This window comes from Streptomyces sp. NPDC007808 (assembly GCF_042868655.1).
In the GTDB taxonomy this organism is placed as follows: Bacteria; Actinomycetota; Actinomycetes; order Streptomycetales; family Streptomycetaceae; genus Streptomyces.
The window spans coordinates 17744-35644 of the sequence record NZ_JBIAEQ010000014.1; the positions used below are offsets into that span (position 1 = coordinate 17744).

Below are 17901 nucleotides of genomic sequence, written 5' to 3' on the forward strand. Positions count from 1 at the left end.
ACCCTTAGACCTGCGTAAGAGCGTCTGAGGCACAGACGGACACGAGTTCGACGAGTTTGCGACAAGGAGCAGGCACAGTGCAGCGCTGGCGTGGCTTGGAGGACATCCCCGAGGACTGGGGGCGCAGCGTCGTCACCATCGGCTCCTACGACGGCGTCCACCGCGGACACCAGCTGATCATCCGGCATGCCGTGGAACGCGCCCGCGAGCTGGGCGTCCCCGCGGTCGTCGTCACCTTCGACCCGCACCCCAGCGAGGTCGTCCGCCCCGGCAGCCATCCGCCCCTGCTCGCGCCGCACCACCGCCGCGCCGAGCTGATGGGCGAACTGGGCGTGGACGCGGTGCTGATCCTGCCCTTCACCACCGAGTTCTCGAAGCTGTCGCCGGCCGACTTCGTCGTCAAGGTCCTCGTCGACAAGCTGCACGCCAAGGCCGTCGTCGAAGGCCCCAACTTCCGCTTCGGGCACCGTGCGGCGGGCGATGTCGAGTTCCTCGCCGAACAGGGCAAGGTCTACGACTTCGAGGTCGAGGTCGTCGACCTGTACGTGACCGGCGAGGCGGGCGGCGGCGAACCCTTCTCCTCGACCCTGACCCGCCGTCTGGTCGCCGAGGGCGACGTCACCGGCGCCGCCGAGATCCTGGGCCGCCCGCACCGCGTGGAGGGCGTGGTCGTCCGTGGCGCCCAGCGGGGGCGTGAGCTCGGCTTCCCGACCGCCAACGTCGAGACACTGCCCCACACCGCCGTCCCCGCCGACGGCGTCTACGCCGGCTGGCTGCACGCCCAGGGCGAGGCGATGCCCGCGGCCATCTCCGTCGGTACCAACCCCCAGTTCGACGGCACCGAGCGCACGGTGGAGGCGTACGCGATCGACCGGGTCGGCCTGGACCTGTACGGCCTGCACGTCGCCGTCGACTTCCTCGCCTTCGTCCGCGGCCAGGCGAAGTTCGAGACGTTGGACGCCCTGCTGGAGCAGATGGCCGAGGACGTGAAGCGCTGCCGCGAACTGGTGGCGGCAGCCGAGTAGTCACCCCGTGACGCCGAAGGGCGGCCGGTGCCTCGCGGGCACCGGCCGCCCTTCGTTGCGTACGGGCTCGCGCTACTGCTGCGTCCAGCCGGGCGGTACGACGCCCTGCTGCTGGGGCTGCTGCGGGTCCGGGTGCGGCGGCGCCTGCTGCTGCCAGCCCTGACCGGGCGCGGGCTGCTGCGGGGCCTGGCCCCAGCCCTGACCGGGCTGCGGGGAGCCGCCCGGCTGGGCGTACGGCTGCTGCGGCGGCTGCTGCTGGGCCGGGTAGCCCTGCTGGGGGTGCTGGTCGTACCCCTGCTGCGGGTGCTGCTGGTACTGCATGTTCGGGTTGCCGAAGCCCTGCTGGGTGCGGGCGATGTCCTCGGCGATGAGGGCGGCGAGGTCGAAGTAGGCCTCGCGCGTCTTGGGCCGCATCATGTCGAGGTCCACCTCGGCGCCCGCCGCCAGGTGCTCATCGAACGGGATCACGACGACACCGCGGCAGCGGGTCTCGAAGTGCGCGACGATGTCCTCCACCTTGATCATCTTGCCCGTCTCGCGGACACCGGAGATCACCGTGACCGACCGCTGGACGAGGTCCGCGAAACCGTTCGCCGACAGCCAGTCGAGCGTCGTCGAGGCGCTGCTCGCACCGTCCACCGACGGCGTGGAGATGATGATCAGCTGGTCGGCGAGGTCCAGCACCCCGCGCATCGCGCTGTAGAGCAGCCCCGTACCCGAGTCCGTGAGGATGATCGGGTACTGCCGGCCCAGTACGTCGAGCGCGCTGCGGTAGTCCTGGTCGTTGAACGTGGTGGAGACCGCCGGGTCCACGTCGTTGGCGATGATCTCCAGACCGGAGGGCGCCTGCGAGGTGAAGCGACGGATGTCCATGTAGCTGTTCAGCTGCGGGATCGCCTGCACCAGGTCACGGATGGTCGCGCCCGTCTCGCGCCGCACCCGTCGGCCGAGGGTGCCGGCGTCCGGGTTGGCGTCGATCGCCAGGATCTTGTCCTGCCGCTCGGTGGCGAGCGTGGCGCCCAGCGACATGGTCGTCGTCGTCTTGCCGACGCCGCCCTTGAGGCTGATGACCGCGATCCGGTAGCAGGACATCACCGGCGTACGGATCAGACCGAGCTTGCGCTCCCGCTCCGCCTGCTCCTTCTTGGCGCCGAGCTTGAAGCGGGACGGGCCCTGGTTGTTCTTGCGGGCCTTGGGCTGGTTGCGCAGCAGCCGGTCGGAGGACAGCTCCACGGCGGCGTTGTAGCCGAGCGGGGTTCCGGGCGCGGCTTGCTGCTGCTGCGGAGCGCCGGGTCCGGCCTGCGGCCCGGGCGGGGCGGTCCAGCCCTGGTTGCCCGGCTGGCCCTGGTTGCCGTACGCGGCGGGCGGGACGGCCGGGTTCTGGACGGGGTGCTGCTGGGGGTGCTGGTGCGGCGCCTGCTGCTCCGGCTGGGCCGGGGGCTGCTGGGCAGCCGGCGGCTGCGGCTGGGCGGGCTGCGGGTAGCCGTAGCCCGGCTGCTGGGGCGGATAGCCGTAACCGGGCTGGGGCTGCTGCGGGTAGCCGTAACCGGCGGCCTGCGGAGGAGCGGGCTGCTGCGGGTGCGGCTGGGGCTGCGCGGGCCCGGCCGCCTGGCGCGGGTCGACCGGAGCGGGCTGACCGCCCTGCGCCCCGGGGTGGCCGGGCTGCTGCTGCGCCGGGTGACCGGGCTGCTGGGCCGGGCCGAAGGAGCCCTGCGGCGGCGCGGGGTGGCCGGGGTGGCCGGGATGCGGCTGCTGCGGCTGGGCGGGGTGGCCCGGCTGCTGGGGGTAGCCGTATCCGGCGGCCTGCGCGGCGGCTGCGGCGGCTGCGGCCTGGGGGTCGTGCTGGGCGGGATGGCCCGGCTGCTGGGGGTAGCCGTATGCGCCGGCCTGCGCGGCGGCTGCGGCGGCAGCGGCCTGCGGGTCCGGTTGCTGCGGGGCCCCCTGGGCGGGGTTCGCGGGCACGAAACCCTGGGGCAGCGGGGGCAGCGGCTGGCCGGCCTGGGGCGAGACGGGCACTTGGCCGACGGGAACCTGGCCGACGGGCTCCGGCTGCTGGCCCTGTGCGGCGGGCTGGCCTTGTGCCTCGGGCTGCTGTACGGGGACCGGCGCGGGTTGTGCCCCCGCTTCCGGTTCCGGCTGCGGCGCCGGCGGCTCCGCCTCCGCCGTGGCCGGCGCGGTGCCGGCCTCGGGCTGCGCGGCGTCGGGCTGCGCGGCGTCGGGCGCGGGGGAGTCGTCGGACCGGACCGGCGCCGGTCCCTCGTCCCCGGCTCCCGTCACGGACGCGGCGGTGTCGTCCGCCTCCGCCTCGTCGCGCCGCTCCTCCGGCTCATCGTCGTCGGCACCGCCGAACAACCGTGCCGCCTCCGCGTCGGCGGCGGCGTGGTTGAGCTCGGCCTCCCGCTGCTCGGCTTCCCGCAGCTCGGCTTCCCGCTGCTCGGCCTCCGGCTGCTCGGCCACCGGCTGGGCCGGGGCGGGCTGTTCCGGCTCGGGCGGCGCCGGAACGCCGGCCGCCGGGGTGGCGGTCGGGGCGGGCGCGGGTGCGGGCGGTGCGGCCTGGGCGTCCTCCTCGACCGGGCGCAGCACGGGGAAGCCGGGCGCGGCGGCGGGCGGTTGGGCCTGGGTGGCCTGCTGCGGAGCGGTGGCAGGCGGTTGCTGCGGTGCCACGGCGGGAGGCTGCTGCGGAGCGGTGGCAGGCGGCTGCTGCGGTGTTGCGGTGGGCGGCTGCGCGGGCGTCTGCTGCGGGGACGCGACAAAGCCGCCCGACGTGCCCTGGGCGGGCTGCTGGGGGTAGCCGTAGCCGCCGGACGTGTCGTGGTTCGGCTGGGGCGCGCCGAAACCACCCGACGTGTCCTGGCCGGTCGGCTGCTGGGGGTAGCCGTAGCCGCCGGACGTGTCGTGGTTCGGCTGGGGCGCGCCGAAACCACCCGACGTGTCCTGGCCGCCCGGCTGCTGGGGGTAGCCGTAGCCACCCGCCGCGGGCACCGGACCCGGCGCGGGCTGCTGCGGGAACCCGTAGCCGCCCGTGGCCGTGCCCTGGGCCGGGGTCGGCTGCGAGGGCTGCGCGGGCGGTTGCGGTGCGCCCTGCGCGGGCGGCTGGGCCGGTGCGGGACCCTGCGCGCCGGGGCCGCCCGGGGGCCCGGTGGGCGTACCGATCGGTGGTCCGGTCGGCGGTGGTGGTGACGTGTGCCCGGTGTCCTGCTGAGCGCCGGACGCGGAGCCACCCTGCGTGCCTTGGGCGTACCAGGCGGGAGGTGTGTAGACGATTTCGAACTCGCCCGTCAGATCCACCTCGTGATCGTCCCCGTCCGAGGAAGGGCTCCCGCCGTTGTACTCGGACCGATCCCTGTTCACTGCTTGCCTCCTGGTCAGCCACTGCTGCTGAGCTGGTCGTCGTCGCGGCCGGGCGGACCGAGTGGCGAGTCCCACGCGACTGCGATCGTCACCGCACCACCAGAAGCCTAATCACTCGCATGGCGGGACGGAAAAGCCCCCATGGGGGCGGACGAAAACGCCCCATGGGAGCGACTTGTCCGCGCCCCGCCGCGCAGACGACGACGCGTCAGTCCATACGGCGGGCCACACCGAGCAGACCCGTCTCCGCATCCGTGGCTTCGGTCATGACGAACTTGTGATGCTTGCGAGTGCACCACAGTGCGACGCCGTCGTGAAGGGTCGGCAGATGCTGGAGATGCTCCTCGGGCACGCCCAGAGTGTCCTTCACGACCTCGGTCTCGAACGGCGAGATGCGCTGGATCCCGACCAGATGCGCCTGGGACAGCCAACGCGGCGCGTGTTCGCTGACGAACGGCAGCACCGTCACCACGGACTGCCACGGCACCGACGTGACCCGCCCGCGTGGCGGCCGGATACCGCAGTCCCGGAACAGCACGACCGGACTCGACACGGACGGACCCTGCGCGGGCACCCGGCCCACGGGATAGACCGTCACACACTGCTGACCGCCGCCGGCCGCCTGCGCCAACTGCTGCCAGGCCTGCGGACGTCCGGTCTCCACACCGACGCGCGCACCGGTCGCGGCGGCGCGCAGCGCCAGCACCTGGGCGAGCCACAGGCCGCCCACGAGGACGACGTCGAACGGGGTGGGGCGGGCCAGCCCGAGCACGGCCGGCTGCGATTCCGGGTCGGTACCGATGATCACGCCGTCGTCGCCGAGCGGCATGCTGATCGCCGCGAGCTCGTCGGCGGTCACCACATGGCGGTTGCGGCGCGGTCCACGCAGCCCGAACCCCGGGCTGAAGATACGGCGTTGCTGCTGCGGGGGCTCCGGCTGCCGGATGATCGGGATCATGCCGGTGTCCGTGGGCGAGGCCACGTGCGCGGGCGTGCGTGCGGGGGCGCGGCCCTGCTGTCCCGGGGGCATCGTCGGGGCGGGCTGGGACATCAGTACGTACCTCCGAGCGGCAGAGTGGCGAGGGCACCGGGGACCTGTTCCCGGTCCAGACGGACGAGGCCGACCTTCGCGGCACTCGCGGCCCGCTCCAACTCGCGGCCCACCTGGCCGAGTTCGTCGTCACCGCGGGCCGTGACGCGGATGTGCCCGGTGAGGGCGACACCGCGGTTGCCGGCCCGGCTCAGGGTCATGCTGAACGTCGTGGCGAGCACCGGCAACGACGTGAACCGCGTCACCAGCTCGGGCAGCGCCACACCGCCGCTGCCCAACTGGGGCCAGCGCGACACCCAGTACGTGGTGTGCCAACGGTCGTCCACCCGCCAGGTCCGCACCGCCTCGACCGTACGGCGCTGGGGCGCCCGACCCTCCTGGGAGTGCTGGGCGTTGGCACGCGGGTTGAGGCAGCTGGAGGTCGCCAGCGCCTGCACCAGCTCGGTCTCGTCCAGGATCGTCGCCTTGAAACCGGCCCCGGCGAGCCGGCTCGCCAACTGGTCGGCCACCCGCAACAGCGCCCGCTGCGCGCCGGGAACACCGTCCCCGCGTGCCTGCACCGCCTCCGGGCACAGCTCCGGGTCGAGCTTGAGGGCGACCCAGGTGAGCCGCAGCGCGGGCGAACCGGCCTGCGCCTGGAGGGGGCCGTACGAACGTGCGGCGAGCGACTGCTGCGGCAGGTGCGGCGCGGGCGCCGGCTGGGTGTGCTGCACGACCTGCACCGAGGCGAGCCGGATGCCGTCGACCTCCAGGGCGTCCTGGATCAGCCGCAGCGGCAACTGCCGTCCGGCGGCCCCCGGGCGCAGCGGCTGGTCGCCCGGCTGCACGAAGAGCACGGCGGTCAGGAACGTCCCGTCACCGATCATGCCGATCGAACGGTCGTCACGGGAGACGAAGGAGTACGTCCGCAGGGCGGGGTCGCACTCCACGACCGGGGCCATCATCGCGTCCGTCCCCGGCGGGACGGGAGTCTTGGCGTCGCGCCGGCGCTGCCGGAGCGCGCGCGACGTCTCGTACCACTCGGGCAGCGGGCGACGACCCCGGCGCAGGACCGCCAGGAGCAGCAGCAACGCCGCCACGACACCGGCCGGAACCAGCAGCCACGACGTGTCGGCGGCCCAGGCGGCCACCATGACCGCGGCCGCGAGCTCCACCAGGATGAGTTGCTGCAGCCGCACCGGGCCCAGACCGCCGGGACGGGGCAGCGTGCGCGGCGACGCGGCGGCCGGGGAGGCCGGGGCGTTCGGCGTACGTCTGCCGCTCGGCCCTCCCTGTTGCTGCGGTGCGCGGCGTCCGCGCCGAGTGCTCGTAGCGCTGGTCATCCCCCGGGACATCCCTTTCGCGAAAGTATCGGCCCGCTCGTGGGGCGGAATCCTCTGTCCGGGATTCCGGCGACGGGCCAGGGGCCCGACGGCCCACGACATCCATGCGAGTGGCTCACGGTACCCGCTGCGGAAGTCGAGGTGACACAGGGGACACCGAAACCCCAGGTGGCCAGAGTGTCACGGACGGGCCCCCGGTGGTGGAGCGCTGTGGTGAAGCTCTGTGAAGATGCGGGGTCGGCCACCCACCTGATGAATCGTCGTCCGGCGGCGCAGGGCATAGTAGGGGCCTGCGTGGCCGACGTGACCTTCGCGCACGAATGCGAGCAGGACTACGAGCACGACATCGAGCACGACATCGAGCACGGCTTCGAGCACGACAAGGCCCCGCTGACGGAGCATTGTTGAGCTTTCGGGCACGGTCGAGCACCACAAAACGCCACCGTTCACCACAAGGTGAGCGAGCGGTACGAACGCGATCGAGCAGTACACATCGGGAGACACGGGGACCATGGCAAAGCAGCGTCGGGATGAGCTCGCCGCCTACACGTTCGCTCGCAAGCGCACCGTCGCGGCGTTCCTGGCGCCGTCACCGGGCGGCTCGGAGGAAGGCGCGCCGCGCCCCGTCCGGACGGTGATGCCCAGCCTCGCCGTCGGCGTCGTTCTCGTGATCGGCTTCATCGCCTGGGGCGTGATCAAGCCCACGGCGCCCAAGGGTTGGGACACACCGGGCGAGCACATCATCGTCGACAGCGACTCGACGACGCGGTACGTGGTCCTCGACCCCGACCCGAAGGACGGCAAGGTGGAGAAGGTGCTCCACCCCGTCCTCAACTACGCCTCCGCCAAGCTGCTGCTCGACAAGGGCAAGGGCAGCGTTCTCGAGGTCCCCGGCAAGGAGATCGACAAGAGCGGCATCCGGCACGGCGCGACGATCGGCATCCCCTACGCCCCCGACCGGCTGCCCTCCAAGGAGGACGCGGAGAAGCCGAAGACCTGGGCGGTGTGCGAGCGTCCCGCGCAGGGCGCCAAGAACGCCGTCGACCGCGCCGTGTTCGTCTTCAACGACGAGGACGCCAAGTCGCTGAGCAACTCCGGCCGGGTCAACCACCGCGAGGCCCTGTACGTCGTGGACCAGCAGACCGGCCGGGAGTTCCTCGCGGACGGCAACGGCAACCTCTTCCTGCTCGGTGACCGGGCGGGGCTCGACGAGACCACCATGGCGCAGTTGCGCGCCGCCGTCATCGGCAGCAGGGCCGAACCGCAACCGGTGAGCCGGGAGTGGCTGCGCACCTTCAACGAGGGCGGGGTCATCACCTTCCCGACGGTCCCGTCGATCGGCGGGCCCACGTCGGTCCAGGGGCTTCCCGCCGAGGCGAGCACGGTGGGTCGTGTGCTCAAGGCGCGGGACGCGCAGGGCGAGCAGTACTACGTCGTCCTCAAGAACGAGGTCGCCGCCATCACGCCGTTCGTCGCCGACCTGCTCAAGCGGTCGCCCGACGCGGACAAGGCGTACGGGACGGACCCGATCACCGACGTCGAGGTGAACCCGCAGCAGATCATCGCCGCCAACAACGGCGAGGCGAACTTCTTCTACGCCGACAAGGGCTGGCCCCAGGCCGTTCCGCAGCAGGCCAACCCCGCGAAGACGGCGACCGGCCGGGCCCTCACGACCTCGTGCAGCGTCTACAAGGGCACGATCGGCGAGGGCAACAGGCCGCAGCTCGCCACCTGGGCCGGAACGACCTACCCCAAGAAGGTCATCACCGACTCGCAGAGCGCGTACGTCTCGTCCGGCTCGGGTCTCCTCTTCCAGGAAGTCACCGGCAAGGCGGGCGGCGGTGGCGCCTGGTACCTCCTGACGGACACGGGACTGCGGTACTCGCTCCCGTTGAACAACGACAGCCAGGCGGGCACGGACGCCGTTGGTTCGTCCTCGTCCTCGTCGCAGGGCGGTGCCACCGAGACGGACAAGGCACGGACGCGGCTGGGCTACGAGGACGTCGCCAGGCCCGCGATCGTGCCCCAGACGTGGGCGGCGTTCATCTCGAAGGGCCCCATGCTCGACACCGGGCGCGCGGCCCAGCCGCAGAGCCAGTGACGGCGGGCCCCGCGGGGCGACCGACGTCCGACGCGCCCGTCGGTCGACGGCCAACGGGCCGACGGGCAGCAGCACTTGGGGTAAGACGGCGCACGGGTCACAGGATGATCGCCCAAGTGTGTGAGCCGTGTAACTGATTGGCCGTGCCTGTGGTTGAGTGACAGGCTGACGATAGAGTGTTTGCAGCGCTCAAGCGTGCGAAGCTTCTCCGGGCACCGGCACAGGTTTCCCGGATCAACGACGACATGGGGGAAGGTTCATCATGGCCGGCCAGTTCCGGGTAACAGAGGACGAACTCACCAAGCTCTCCGGTGACATCAGCACTGTCAACGGCCAGCTGCAGGGCGAGATCCGCCGCCTCAACGGAGTGATCGACCAGATCGCCGGCGGCTGGAAGGGCCAGGCGGCCCAGTCGTACCGCCAGCTGCAGGACCGCTGGAACGCGGACGCGAAGAGGATGAGCGACATCCTCAACGACATCAAGGAAGCCGTGGACTCCACGCGGAGCAACTACTCCGCGTCCGAAGAGCAGCAGAACTCCGAGATCAGCAAGATCATGTCCGACTTCGGCTGATCGAGCCGTTCCGGTCGGAAGTGCTTCATTCGCTCGCGAAGCACTCCAACTCTTCCTGATTTCCACCGACTTCCTTAGATTTCTTCCTGAAAGGGAATGACGATGTCGATCCTCGTCAATTACGCAACGATCACCAACGCGTCCACGGACGTGAAGACGACCGCCGGTCGCATCAAGCAGCAGCTGGACGACCTCGAGGCCGCGGTCAAGCGCGTCGCCACCACCTGGGAAGGTGAGGCGCAGGAGGGTTACCAGCGCAAGCAGCGCGAGTGGGACAAGACCGCCGCGGACCTGCACGCGACCCTGCTGAAGATCTCCACGGCGCTGCAGAACGCCGCCGAGAACTACCAGGCCACTGAGAAGAGCAACGCCCAGACCTGGGGCTGAGCCCGTCGGCGACCCGAGGGACATGAGATGAAGAGAATCGGCCCAGCCGACGCGATGGCGTCCGCTGGGCCGACCTCTAGTTCAGGGTCGACCACAGGTTCTGCGGAACCGCACAAGGCTCCTGCGGAAACACGCGAGGCTCCCGCGGGGGCACGCGAAGCCTCCACAGGGGCGCACACAGCAAATTCCGCAAACATTCACACATGTCGCCACACCGGTGACACAGACATGACCCAGCTTCGTAGGAAGCACGACGGCAAGGAAGCCCTGGGGGGCCTGAACATGAGAGGCCTGAACGTGGCGGGCCGCACAGCCCGCTCGCGTAGCCGCAACGGTGGAACCCGCGCACTGCAGCGGGCCTTCGGCGTGCTCGCGGTGACCGGGATCTGCCTCGTGTCGGCACCGCCCGCGCCGCTCGCTTCGGCGGCACAGGCTGCACCGGCGGACACGGCGGTACCCACCCACCTCGCGGACTCGGGCGCTCCTGCTTCGGGCGGCGGCTCCGGCAGCACGGACTTCGGCCTGTCGAACAGTTCGGAGTGCGTCTTCGGCGGCGACGTCATCAAGTCCACGCCCTGGTCGCTGCAGCGGATCCTCCTGGACCAGCTGTGGGCACAGGCGGAGGGCGAGGGCGTCACGGTCGCGGTGATCGACACGGGCGTCGACAAGAGCAATCCCCAGCTGACCTCCGCCGTGGCCGGCGGGGACACCTACGTCGACGGCCCCGCCACCGAGGACATCGAGGGCCACGGCACCCGGGTCGCCGGCATCATCGCGGCCCGCCCGATCAAGGGCACGGGCTTCGTGGGCATCGCACCGAAGGCCAAGATCCTCTCCTACCGCTACACCGGCGGGGAGGAGAAGCAGGGCGACTCGGGCACGATGTCCGCCGCGATCCGGGACGCGGTCGCCAAGGGCGCGGACGTCATCAACATCTCGTCGGACACCGCGAACAAGAAGGACAACGGCCCGCTGCGGCGCACCGTCGCGGACGCCGTGCAGAAGGGTGCCCTCATCATCGCCGCCGCCGGGAACGACGGCGCCGACGGCAACACCGGCAGGACGTACCCCGCTTCGTACGAGGGTGTCCTGGCGGTTGCGGCCTCCGACCGCAACGACGAACGCGCCTTCTTCTCCCAGTCCGGCGACTTCGTCGACGTCGCGGCACCGGGCGTCGGCATGGTCTCCACGGTCCCGACGAAAGGCCAGTGCACCGCGGACGGCACGAGCTTCGCGGCACCGTACGTCGCGGGTGTCGCGGCCCTGCTGAAGGAGAAGTACCCGAAGTGGACCGCGTCCCAGATCGCCACGCGCATCGAGGAAACGGCACAGCGCCCCGGCCGCGGCCCCAACCAGTTCATCGGCTGGGGTGTCGTCGACCCGGTCGCCGCCTTGACCGACGAATCGACCCCGGGCACTACTCCGAAGCCGGACCAGCCGGTCGCAGCCGGCTCCGGCGGAGTCGTCCCGATGGCCGTGACCATGGGCGAGACGGAGACGGAGCGGGAACGCCGCGTGGCGATCTACGTACTCGGCACGGGACTTGCGCTGGCTCTCGTGGTTGCGGGGAGCGGGGTAGCTGTGCGGGACTGGCGTAGTCGGCGGGTTGGCCGGTCCGGCAGCGGAGTTGGGCGATGACTTGGGCACCGGGTGGTGCTGACGACTTGGACAACAGGGGAGAGGACAACGGGGTATGAGTAACGGGATGCGGGTTGATCTCAGCGCGCTGGATGAGGTCATCCGGAAGCTGTGGACGTTGCTGGACGATATGGATAAGGCCGGGCAGACGTCGCGGTACAACACGGAGATCCCGATGGATGCGTTCGGGAATTCGTGCCTCTTCAAGGAGGCCGGGGATCTGCATGCGGCCCACGGGACCATGAAGTCCGATCTCGAGACAGCGATCAAGAGCCTGCATGGACTGATCGACAAGTTCGGCACGAGCACCTCCAAGGTCAAGGACAAGTACACCGAGCAGGAGTACGCGAACAAGAACCAAATGGGTGGTGACACGGGGAACTCGAACGGCTCGTTTGCAAGGTAGTCGGTTCGAGAATCACCTGTAGAGGAGGAGTTCAAAATGGCTGGTGAAAAGGACCTGCCCAAGCCCGAAATCGTGAACGACACCTGCGTCGCGGATCCTGGGCGACCTCAGACCAAGACTCAATTCATTGAGTACTCGCTGAAGGAACTCAAGCAGATGCTTGAGGGTACGAACCCCGGCGCGATTGAGGAGGCTGGTCGTCACTGGGGCAAGGTCAACGACATCCTTTCCGGTGGCGAAGGTGGCGGCATCGCCGGGCTGCTCGACAAGGCGGTCGACAATGTCCTGGAGCATTGGGAAGGAGATGCGGCTCGGAGCTTCGAGAAGAAGGCCCGAGAAATCTCCCAGAGCATCAGGAATGCGGCTTGGCATGCCGATCTCAACAGCTCACAGATGGCTGATGCTGGCTCGCAGCTCCGGCGGTTCAAGGCGCAGCTGGATCAGATCGAAGAGCCCAGCGGATGGGCTAAGGTCGGCGACGCTCTCAGTGACTGGAAGTGGGACAATGGCGAAGCCGTCGCCAGTGACCTTCAGGACCGCAAGCTGACCGCTAAGGAAGTAGCGGAGATTAACGAGGGCAAGATCGGCGCAAGCCGGGAAGCCCAGCTCAACGGTGTTGCCGTTATGGAGAATCTTGCGGCCCAGTACATCCGGGTAAAGGGAAACCTGGACAGGAACCGAGTGGTCGTCGATGACAGAGGCAACATCAAGGACCCTAACCGCGACGTAGAGTATCCGCCGCCCGTTACGCCGCCCACCGGTGGGGCGTCACGCCCAGGGGCATCAGGCGCGGCTCCCAAGCCGTGGAGTGCCGGACCGACAGCTACTGTGAAGCCGGCTCCGACAGTCCCCCGTGACGGGGGCATCACGGGTGGCACGCAACTGCCGACAACCAAGACGAAGGTGGACAGCCTCACGCCTGGTCTGACAGGTCCCGGTCTGCCTCCGAGCACCGGAGGTGCCGGGGGCGGCGGCGGAGGCATTGGCACCGGCGGCGGGCAGGGCCCGGGCTTCGTGGCGCCTGGCGGAGGAGCCGGTCTCGGTCGTGGCGGCACGGCCGGACGTGGTGGCATTGGGGTAGCGGGCGGTCGTGGTGGTATGGCTGGCGGTGGCGCGGCAGCAGGTCGTGGCGCCGGAGGCCGAGCCGGTATCGGCGGTATGGGCGGTGCCGGAGCCGGTGCGGCTGGCCGAGGCGGTGCTGCTGCTGGCGGGGGTCGTGGAGCCCTCGCGAAGGCTCGTGGAGGTGTTGTAGGCGCGGCTAAGGGCATCGCTGGCAAGGGCGCTGGCGGTGGCGCGGGCCTGCACGGCAGTCGCGGTGGAACCCAGCGTGGTGCAATGGCTGGTGGGATGGCCGGCGGCATGGGTGGTCGCAACGGTCGACGGTCCGAGAACGAGAGCAACCAGAGCGATCGTCCCGATTACCTGGTCGAGGACGAAGAGACCTGGATCTCGGAAGAGGACCGGAACCGCAACGTACCGCGGACCATCGAGTAGTACACGAGTCGGGCCGCACGACTAGCGTGCGGCCCGCTCGTATGAGGACTGGTGGTACCAGTCGTAGTTATGTGAGGAGTAAAGCAGTGAGTTTCAAGCGAGCCCGGTCTGCGGCGGGAGTCGTGGCACTGACAGGAGCTTTGCTCCTCACTAACGCCCCAACCGCATCGGCGGACTACGTAAGAGACCAGCAATGGGTCTTGAACGCGTTTGCGGTAGACGACGTTTGGGCCGAATCCCAAGGCCAAGGCGTTACCGTTGGCGTTGTCGACTCTGGAGTCGATGCCAGTCATCCCGATCTGACTGGGCAGGTCCTCAAGGGTAAGGACTTCACCGGAGGAGGTGATGCTCAAGAGGACAAGCTCGGACACGGGACGATTATGGCCAGCATCATTGCTGGCCACGGCCATGGCGCGGGGAACGCGTCCGGCATGGTCGGTCTTGCGCCGAAGGCGAAGATTCTGCCGCTGCGTGCCCTCCAGACGGAGAAGGACCCCCTACATGACGAGACTTGGGCTGCAGCGGTTCGATATGCCGTAGACCAGGGTGTGAAGGTCATTAACCTCTCCTTCGCTAATGATGGCGGAAAGACCCTCAGTGATGGTCGGGAGGCAATCGCTTATGCGCAAGCTCACGACGTTGTCGTTGTGGCTGGCGCTGGAAACGACGGCTCCATCGCTGTCGACGAGCCAGCAGCGCTACCTGGTGTTGTCGCTGTTGGGGCCATCGATAAGAACGCGAACCGCTGGGAGGGCTCAAACACTGGCAAGGGGCTTGCCCTGATGGCTCCTGGCGTCGAGGTTCTTGCTGCGGATCCGACCAATGCGAAGCAATATACTTTGTCTACCGGCACTTCGGATGCTACTGCTTATGTATCCGCCGCCGCCGCCCTCGTCCGATCCAAGTACCCCGACCTCACCGCAGGCCAGGTAATCAACCGCCTGATCAAGACGGCCACCTTCGCCCACCACAAGGGATTGAAGGCGCCCGACGAAGAATACGGCTACGGAATCGTGCGCCCCTACTCGGCGCTGACGATGGACATCCCCGCCGGCCCCAAGAAGAACCCTCTCGGTCAGCTCTCGTCCTCCACCTCGACTTCCAGCGAGGCGGCCAAGGGGACGAACGACGCGACTCGGGCCAAGAAGAAGAAGTCCTCTTCCGGCAACCTCCTCATCATTGCCGGCGGTATCGCAGCCGTCGTGGTCGTCGGCGCCATCGCCTTCGCTGTCCTTCGTAGCCGGCGCAACGGCGGCGGCCCCGGCGCCGGCAGTGGAGGCTCACAGCACCCCCCGTACCCGTCCGCGGGGCAGCCGTACGCCCCTCCGGGACAGGCGCCACAGCAGCCCGGCCCCTACAGCCAGCAGCCTCCGTATCAGGGTCAGTAGGGAACAGGCGACCTCGCTGCCGCCGATGAAACGACCTCGCAGACTGAGCGGTGTTTCATCGGCGTGTTGCCTTGCTCCTCGTCACAGCGGCTGGCCCCTGACCGTGTTGCCGAGGTCGCGGGATTCCGATCTGCGCGACGGGGAGCTCCTTGACTTCGACTGTCTCGCCGTCGCTGCAATACAGAGCATCAACCAGCAGCGCAGTCAGTTCCGAGAACAAGAAGGGACACTCCCCAAATGGGCGCACTCGCCCTTGTTGTTGGCATCCTCTTTTTCGGGGCCGTGATCGCCGCGGTCGTGGTATTTGCCGTGATTCGAAGCCGGCGTCACTCCGGTGTCGGTCAGGTCACCCCTGGCATGGCACCCCATCCTGCCCCGGGGTATCCCGCTCAGCAGCCAATTTACCCGCCTGCCCAAACGCAATATCCCATGCCTCCGCAGCAGGGCTACCCTGCTCCTCCTGGACAGCCGCCGCAGCATGCCAATCCGTACACCCAGCAGCCTCCCCAGCAAGGCCAGTAACTGTGGTTTCTGTTGATGACCAGTACGCACCCGTGACCAGGCCGATCGGGGTCTGAGTCGCGGCTCGAACCCCACCTGGCCCAGTGGTCGACGGAGAACGCTGGACGCGCGCGGCCACGGCAAGGGCGTGTATGAGGATGAGGGAGCCGGGCCGGGCAGTGTCTGACGGCGTCCGTCGGGTCGCTCTCGTCGACCGCGCCTGGTTGTGACACAACGGTCGAGTGGACGAACTTCAGTGGTAAAGGCCGCCGTCTGAAATGCCGGAGGTCCGTGTACATACCGAGGGTCTGTTACAACCAGGCCCGTGTGGGCTCGTGTTCGTTCGCAGGCGAATCACGGACCGCGCTGGTGGCATTGGTTTCGACGCCCGCGGAGCCGTTCGTCGCGCAGGTGGGCGGCTCTGGGCCCTTGTGAATCCACCTGCTGTCACTAGGTCAAGCGCCAGGACATACGCGGATCAGCTTGCTGGCGTGGGTCCGGGCCCGGCGGCCGTGTGCGTCACGGTGGGCTGTTGCAGCTGACGGGCGGCGCTCAAGAGGCATGCCTCGGCGAGCGTGGCTCCATGATGAAATGATCGCGTCGCGACTACCGGAACGGTCGCGTCCATCCAAGTACCGCACTAATGAGGGGACTTATGAGCGGGGGATTTGATGTCGAAGGCGACGCCTTGCGCAAGTACGCGAAGGCGGTGGAAGCCGCAGCCGGCCGGGTTGAGAGGATCAGGGCCCGTACTCAGCAGCTTGAGCTCACCCAGGAAACATTCGGGAAGCTGCCGCAATCAGATGATCTGAAGGCCGACTACGACACTCAGCGTAAGGAGTCCGGCAATGATCTCACCGACGCCGTCGACACGCTGTACGCGATAGCCGATGCACTCAAAGACTCTGCGGCCGCTTACGACGGCACGGAGATGGAGAACAGGGGCATGATGGGCGGGGGGAACTGATGGGCGCGGGACAGGCAGCGGGCGACGCCCTCAGCCGGATCAATTTCGTCCTGGACTGGAGCAACCCGCTCGCCGGTGTTCTCGACGAGATTATCCGGGGCATCCTCAAGCAGTTCAACCTGGACGAACTCCTCGAGCAGGTCAGCGGGGACAACGAACTTCTCACCGAGACCGCGATCCAGTGGCGGAAGCAAGCCAACGAACTGCGCGGTGTGGTCGAGGACCTGGTCGCCGACCGCCGTACGCTCGCCCAGCAGTGGCAGGGCGAGGCCTTCGGCAAGTTCGACACCATGATGACCGAGTTCGAGGAAGCCCTCAGGGGCGAGGCCACGGACATGGACACCATGGCGGAGCTGCTCGAAATGGCGGCCCAGGAGTGCGCGGCCGCCGAGCAGCTGATGCTCGAGCTCATCGTCGAGATCGTGGAAGTCGCGCTCGCGACCGCCGCGACCACGGCGATCCTCTCGCTGCTGACGGCGGGCGCCGCGGCCGCCATCGGCCCGCTCATCGCGGCTGCGGGCATCGCTTCCAGGGCGGCGAAGGCCGTGAGGATCACCGCGAAACTGGCGGACGCCCTGTCGGACATCGCCAAGCGCATGCAACTGCTGCGCAAGATGATGAAGCTCCGCAACGCACTGCGTAAGGGACCCAAGCATTTCAAGGGTGGCCTCGGGCGTTACATCCGGGGCACGAAGAAGCGCGACGAGTTCGGCAACGAAATCACTGTGCGCAACCCCAACGACCTCGCCATGTACGTGGGCTATAAGGTCGTCAAGAAGGGCGTGAAGGGTGTCGTCAAAGACGCCATCGGCGCGGACCCGGCCGGGGCCGTCCAGGACAGTCTGTTGCAGGACGGGCCGGGAGTGGCGGAGGAGCGCTACGAGTACCACCAGCGTCCTGATCCGCAGCGTTTCGACGAGCGTACGGATCTGACTCCTGCGAGTGGCGCGAGGACAGTGAGGGACGATTTCGGGTGAGCGGAAAGGGTAGGGCGGACTTCGTCCGTCAGACGGTCGAGCGGGCCAGGGCGTTGGTGCCGGCGGGTGACGTGCTGCGTGCCGATCACGGAGTCACGCTGGCCGAACGGGCACCGTCGCCCGGCCATTTTCGTCGCCCGCGCGTTCTGCGGTCCGAGCGCCGTACGCTCGGTGGCTGGCTGTGGATCCCGTTTGGCTGGCTCGTGAGGATATTCACAGTCACTTCTTGGAACCCGATCGAGTGGCTCGTCGAAGCATTCACGGAGCGTGAGGAGAAGAAGCCGGGCAAGCCGTTTCACGGCGGCTGGAACAGCATGGCCGGCCATCTGGCCCGCGGGCTGGTTCCTCGGACGAAGAACCCCTCGAACTCGCCAACCGTGATGATGCAGGTGACCGACCGTCGCCTGCAGCTCGTGTACGTGTCCCGCGTCCGTTCCCTCACCGGCGCACCTGGCCCGGTGGAAGCGGGGTGGGCCACCGATATCCGGAACGTGACCTGGATCCGGGATCGCAGCGACGTAGTGGGCGGCGACCATGAGATCGGCTTCGTCGACGGTTCGTGGTGCACGGTCCGCTTCTGGGGTGACGGGTGGAGCCGGGTGTCGGAGGTGTTCCCCCTCCGGTTGAGTCACCTCGACCCCGTTCCGAACCTGAGATGACCAACCACAGGTGAGCGGGCGTCAGTCGATGCGCCTGGGGTCGGCGACCCGGCCCCAGGC

The 17901-nt window shown here is 68.9% G+C and carries 14 protein-coding genes; 11 read left to right on the forward strand and 3 right to left on the reverse strand.

The genetic code is table 11. The features are described 5' to 3' along the window. The first annotated feature begins 77 nt into the window (after nt 1-77). The gene (locus ACFYNL_RS38510) at nt 78-1025 is read left to right on the forward strand and encodes a bifunctional riboflavin kinase/FAD synthetase (RefSeq protein WP_388812589.1); all 948 of its coding nucleotides are present in this window, start codon (nt 78-80) and stop codon (nt 1023-1025) included. A gap of 72 nt (nt 1026-1097) precedes the next feature. Here ACFYNL_RS38510 and ACFYNL_RS38515 read toward each other — a convergent pair whose 3' ends face one another. The 3 genes from ACFYNL_RS38515 to eccE form a co-directional block, all read right to left on the reverse strand. Next, nucleotides 1098-4376: an SCO5717 family growth-regulating ATPase gene (locus tag ACFYNL_RS38515; RefSeq protein ID WP_388812592.1), complete on the reverse strand. Its 3279-nt coding sequence runs from the start codon at nt 4374-4376 to the stop codon at nt 1098-1100. 208 nt (nt 4377-4584) lie between these two features. Continuing rightward, nucleotides 4585-5427, reverse strand: coding sequence for a hypothetical protein (locus tag ACFYNL_RS38520; protein WP_388812595.1), 843 nt, complete (start codon nt 5425-5427; stop codon nt 4585-4587). Then, nucleotides 5427-6749 (reverse strand): type VII secretion protein EccE, encoded by a 1323-nt coding sequence (gene eccE / locus ACFYNL_RS38525; RefSeq protein WP_388812599.1) that lies wholly within the window; start codon nt 6747-6749, stop codon nt 5427-5429. The genes ACFYNL_RS38520 and eccE overlap by 1 nt, the downstream gene beginning before the upstream one ends. Nucleotides 6750-7260: 511 nt before the next feature. Here eccE and eccB point away from each other — a divergent pair. The 10 genes from eccB to ACFYNL_RS38575 all read left to right on the forward strand — a co-directional run bounded on the left by eccB (nt 7261) and on the right by ACFYNL_RS38575 (nt 17841). Then, on the forward strand, nt 7261-8850 hold the full coding sequence (eccB, locus tag ACFYNL_RS38530) for a type VII secretion protein EccB (RefSeq protein WP_388812601.1): 1590 nt from the start codon (nt 7261-7263) through the stop codon (nt 8848-8850). Nucleotides 8851-9112: 262 nt separating this feature from the next. Continuing rightward, entirely contained in the window at nt 9113-9424 is a 312-nt protein-coding gene (locus ACFYNL_RS38535) for a WXG100 family type VII secretion target (protein WP_019754507.1), read from the forward strand. 96 nt (nt 9425-9520) lie between these two features. Further along, nucleotides 9521-9811, forward strand: coding sequence for a WXG100 family type VII secretion target (locus tag ACFYNL_RS38540; RefSeq protein WP_019754506.1), 291 nt, complete (start codon nt 9521-9523; stop codon nt 9809-9811). Nucleotides 9812-10039: 228 nt separating this feature from the next. Beyond that, a complete protein-coding gene (gene mycP, locus ACFYNL_RS38545; protein WP_388812607.1) occupies nt 10040-11449 on the forward strand; it encodes a type VII secretion-associated serine protease mycosin in 1410 nt (469 codons plus the stop codon). Nucleotides 11450-11504: 55 nt separating this feature from the next. Next, nucleotides 11505-11855, forward strand: coding sequence for a hypothetical protein (locus ACFYNL_RS38550; RefSeq protein WP_388812610.1), 351 nt, complete (start codon nt 11505-11507; stop codon nt 11853-11855). 36 nt (nt 11856-11891) lie between these two features. After that, nucleotides 11892-13349 (forward strand): hypothetical protein, encoded by a 1458-nt coding sequence (locus ACFYNL_RS38555; RefSeq protein WP_388812612.1) that lies wholly within the window; start codon nt 11892-11894, stop codon nt 13347-13349. A gap of 200 nt (nt 13350-13549) precedes the next feature. After that, nucleotides 13550-14737 (forward strand): type VII secretion-associated serine protease mycosin, encoded by a 1188-nt coding sequence (gene mycP / locus ACFYNL_RS38560; protein ID WP_388812613.1) that lies wholly within the window; start codon nt 13550-13552, stop codon nt 14735-14737. A 1156-nt stretch (nt 14738-15893) separates the two neighbouring features. Continuing rightward, nucleotides 15894-16205, forward strand: coding sequence for a type VII secretion target (locus ACFYNL_RS38565; RefSeq protein ID WP_388812616.1), 312 nt, complete (start codon nt 15894-15896; stop codon nt 16203-16205). Beyond that, nucleotides 16205-17182, forward strand: coding sequence for a WXG100 family type VII secretion target (locus tag ACFYNL_RS38570; protein WP_388812619.1), 978 nt, complete (start codon nt 16205-16207; stop codon nt 17180-17182). Before ACFYNL_RS38565 ends, ACFYNL_RS38570 begins: the two co-directional genes overlap by 1 nt. Then, nucleotides 17179-17841, forward strand: coding sequence for a hypothetical protein (locus tag ACFYNL_RS38575; RefSeq protein WP_388812621.1), 663 nt, complete (start codon nt 17179-17181; stop codon nt 17839-17841). The genes ACFYNL_RS38570 and ACFYNL_RS38575 overlap by 4 nt, the downstream gene beginning before the upstream one ends. Nucleotides 17842-17901: the final 60 nt, after the last annotated feature.

Coding starts and splice junctions, on each gene's coding strand:
- mycP (WP_388812607.1), top strand. CDS start 10,040: ATGACCCAGCTTCGTAGGAAGCACGACGGCAAGGAAGCCCTGGGGGGC.
- ACFYNL_RS38520 (WP_388812595.1), bottom strand. CDS start 5,427: ATGTCCCAGCCCGCCCCGACGATGCCCCCGGGACAGCAGGGCCGCGCC.
- eccE (WP_388812599.1), bottom strand. CDS start 6,749: ATGACCAGCGCTACGAGCACTCGGCGCGGACGCCGCGCACCGCAGCAA.
- ACFYNL_RS38555 (WP_388812612.1), top strand. CDS start 11,892: ATGGCTGGTGAAAAGGACCTGCCCAAGCCCGAAATCGTGAACGACACC.
- ACFYNL_RS38540 (WP_019754506.1), top strand. CDS start 9,521: ATGACGATGTCGATCCTCGTCAATTACGCAACGATCACCAACGCGTCC.
- ACFYNL_RS38550 (WP_388812610.1), top strand. CDS start 11,505: ATGAGTAACGGGATGCGGGTTGATCTCAGCGCGCTGGATGAGGTCATC.
- ACFYNL_RS38570 (WP_388812619.1), top strand. CDS start 16,205: ATGGGCGCGGGACAGGCAGCGGGCGACGCCCTCAGCCGGATCAATTTC.
- eccB (WP_388812601.1), top strand. CDS start 7,261: ATGGCAAAGCAGCGTCGGGATGAGCTCGCCGCCTACACGTTCGCTCGC.
- ACFYNL_RS38535 (WP_019754507.1), top strand. CDS start 9,113: ATGGCCGGCCAGTTCCGGGTAACAGAGGACGAACTCACCAAGCTCTCC.
- ACFYNL_RS38565 (WP_388812616.1), top strand. CDS start 15,894: ATGAGCGGGGGATTTGATGTCGAAGGCGACGCCTTGCGCAAGTACGCG.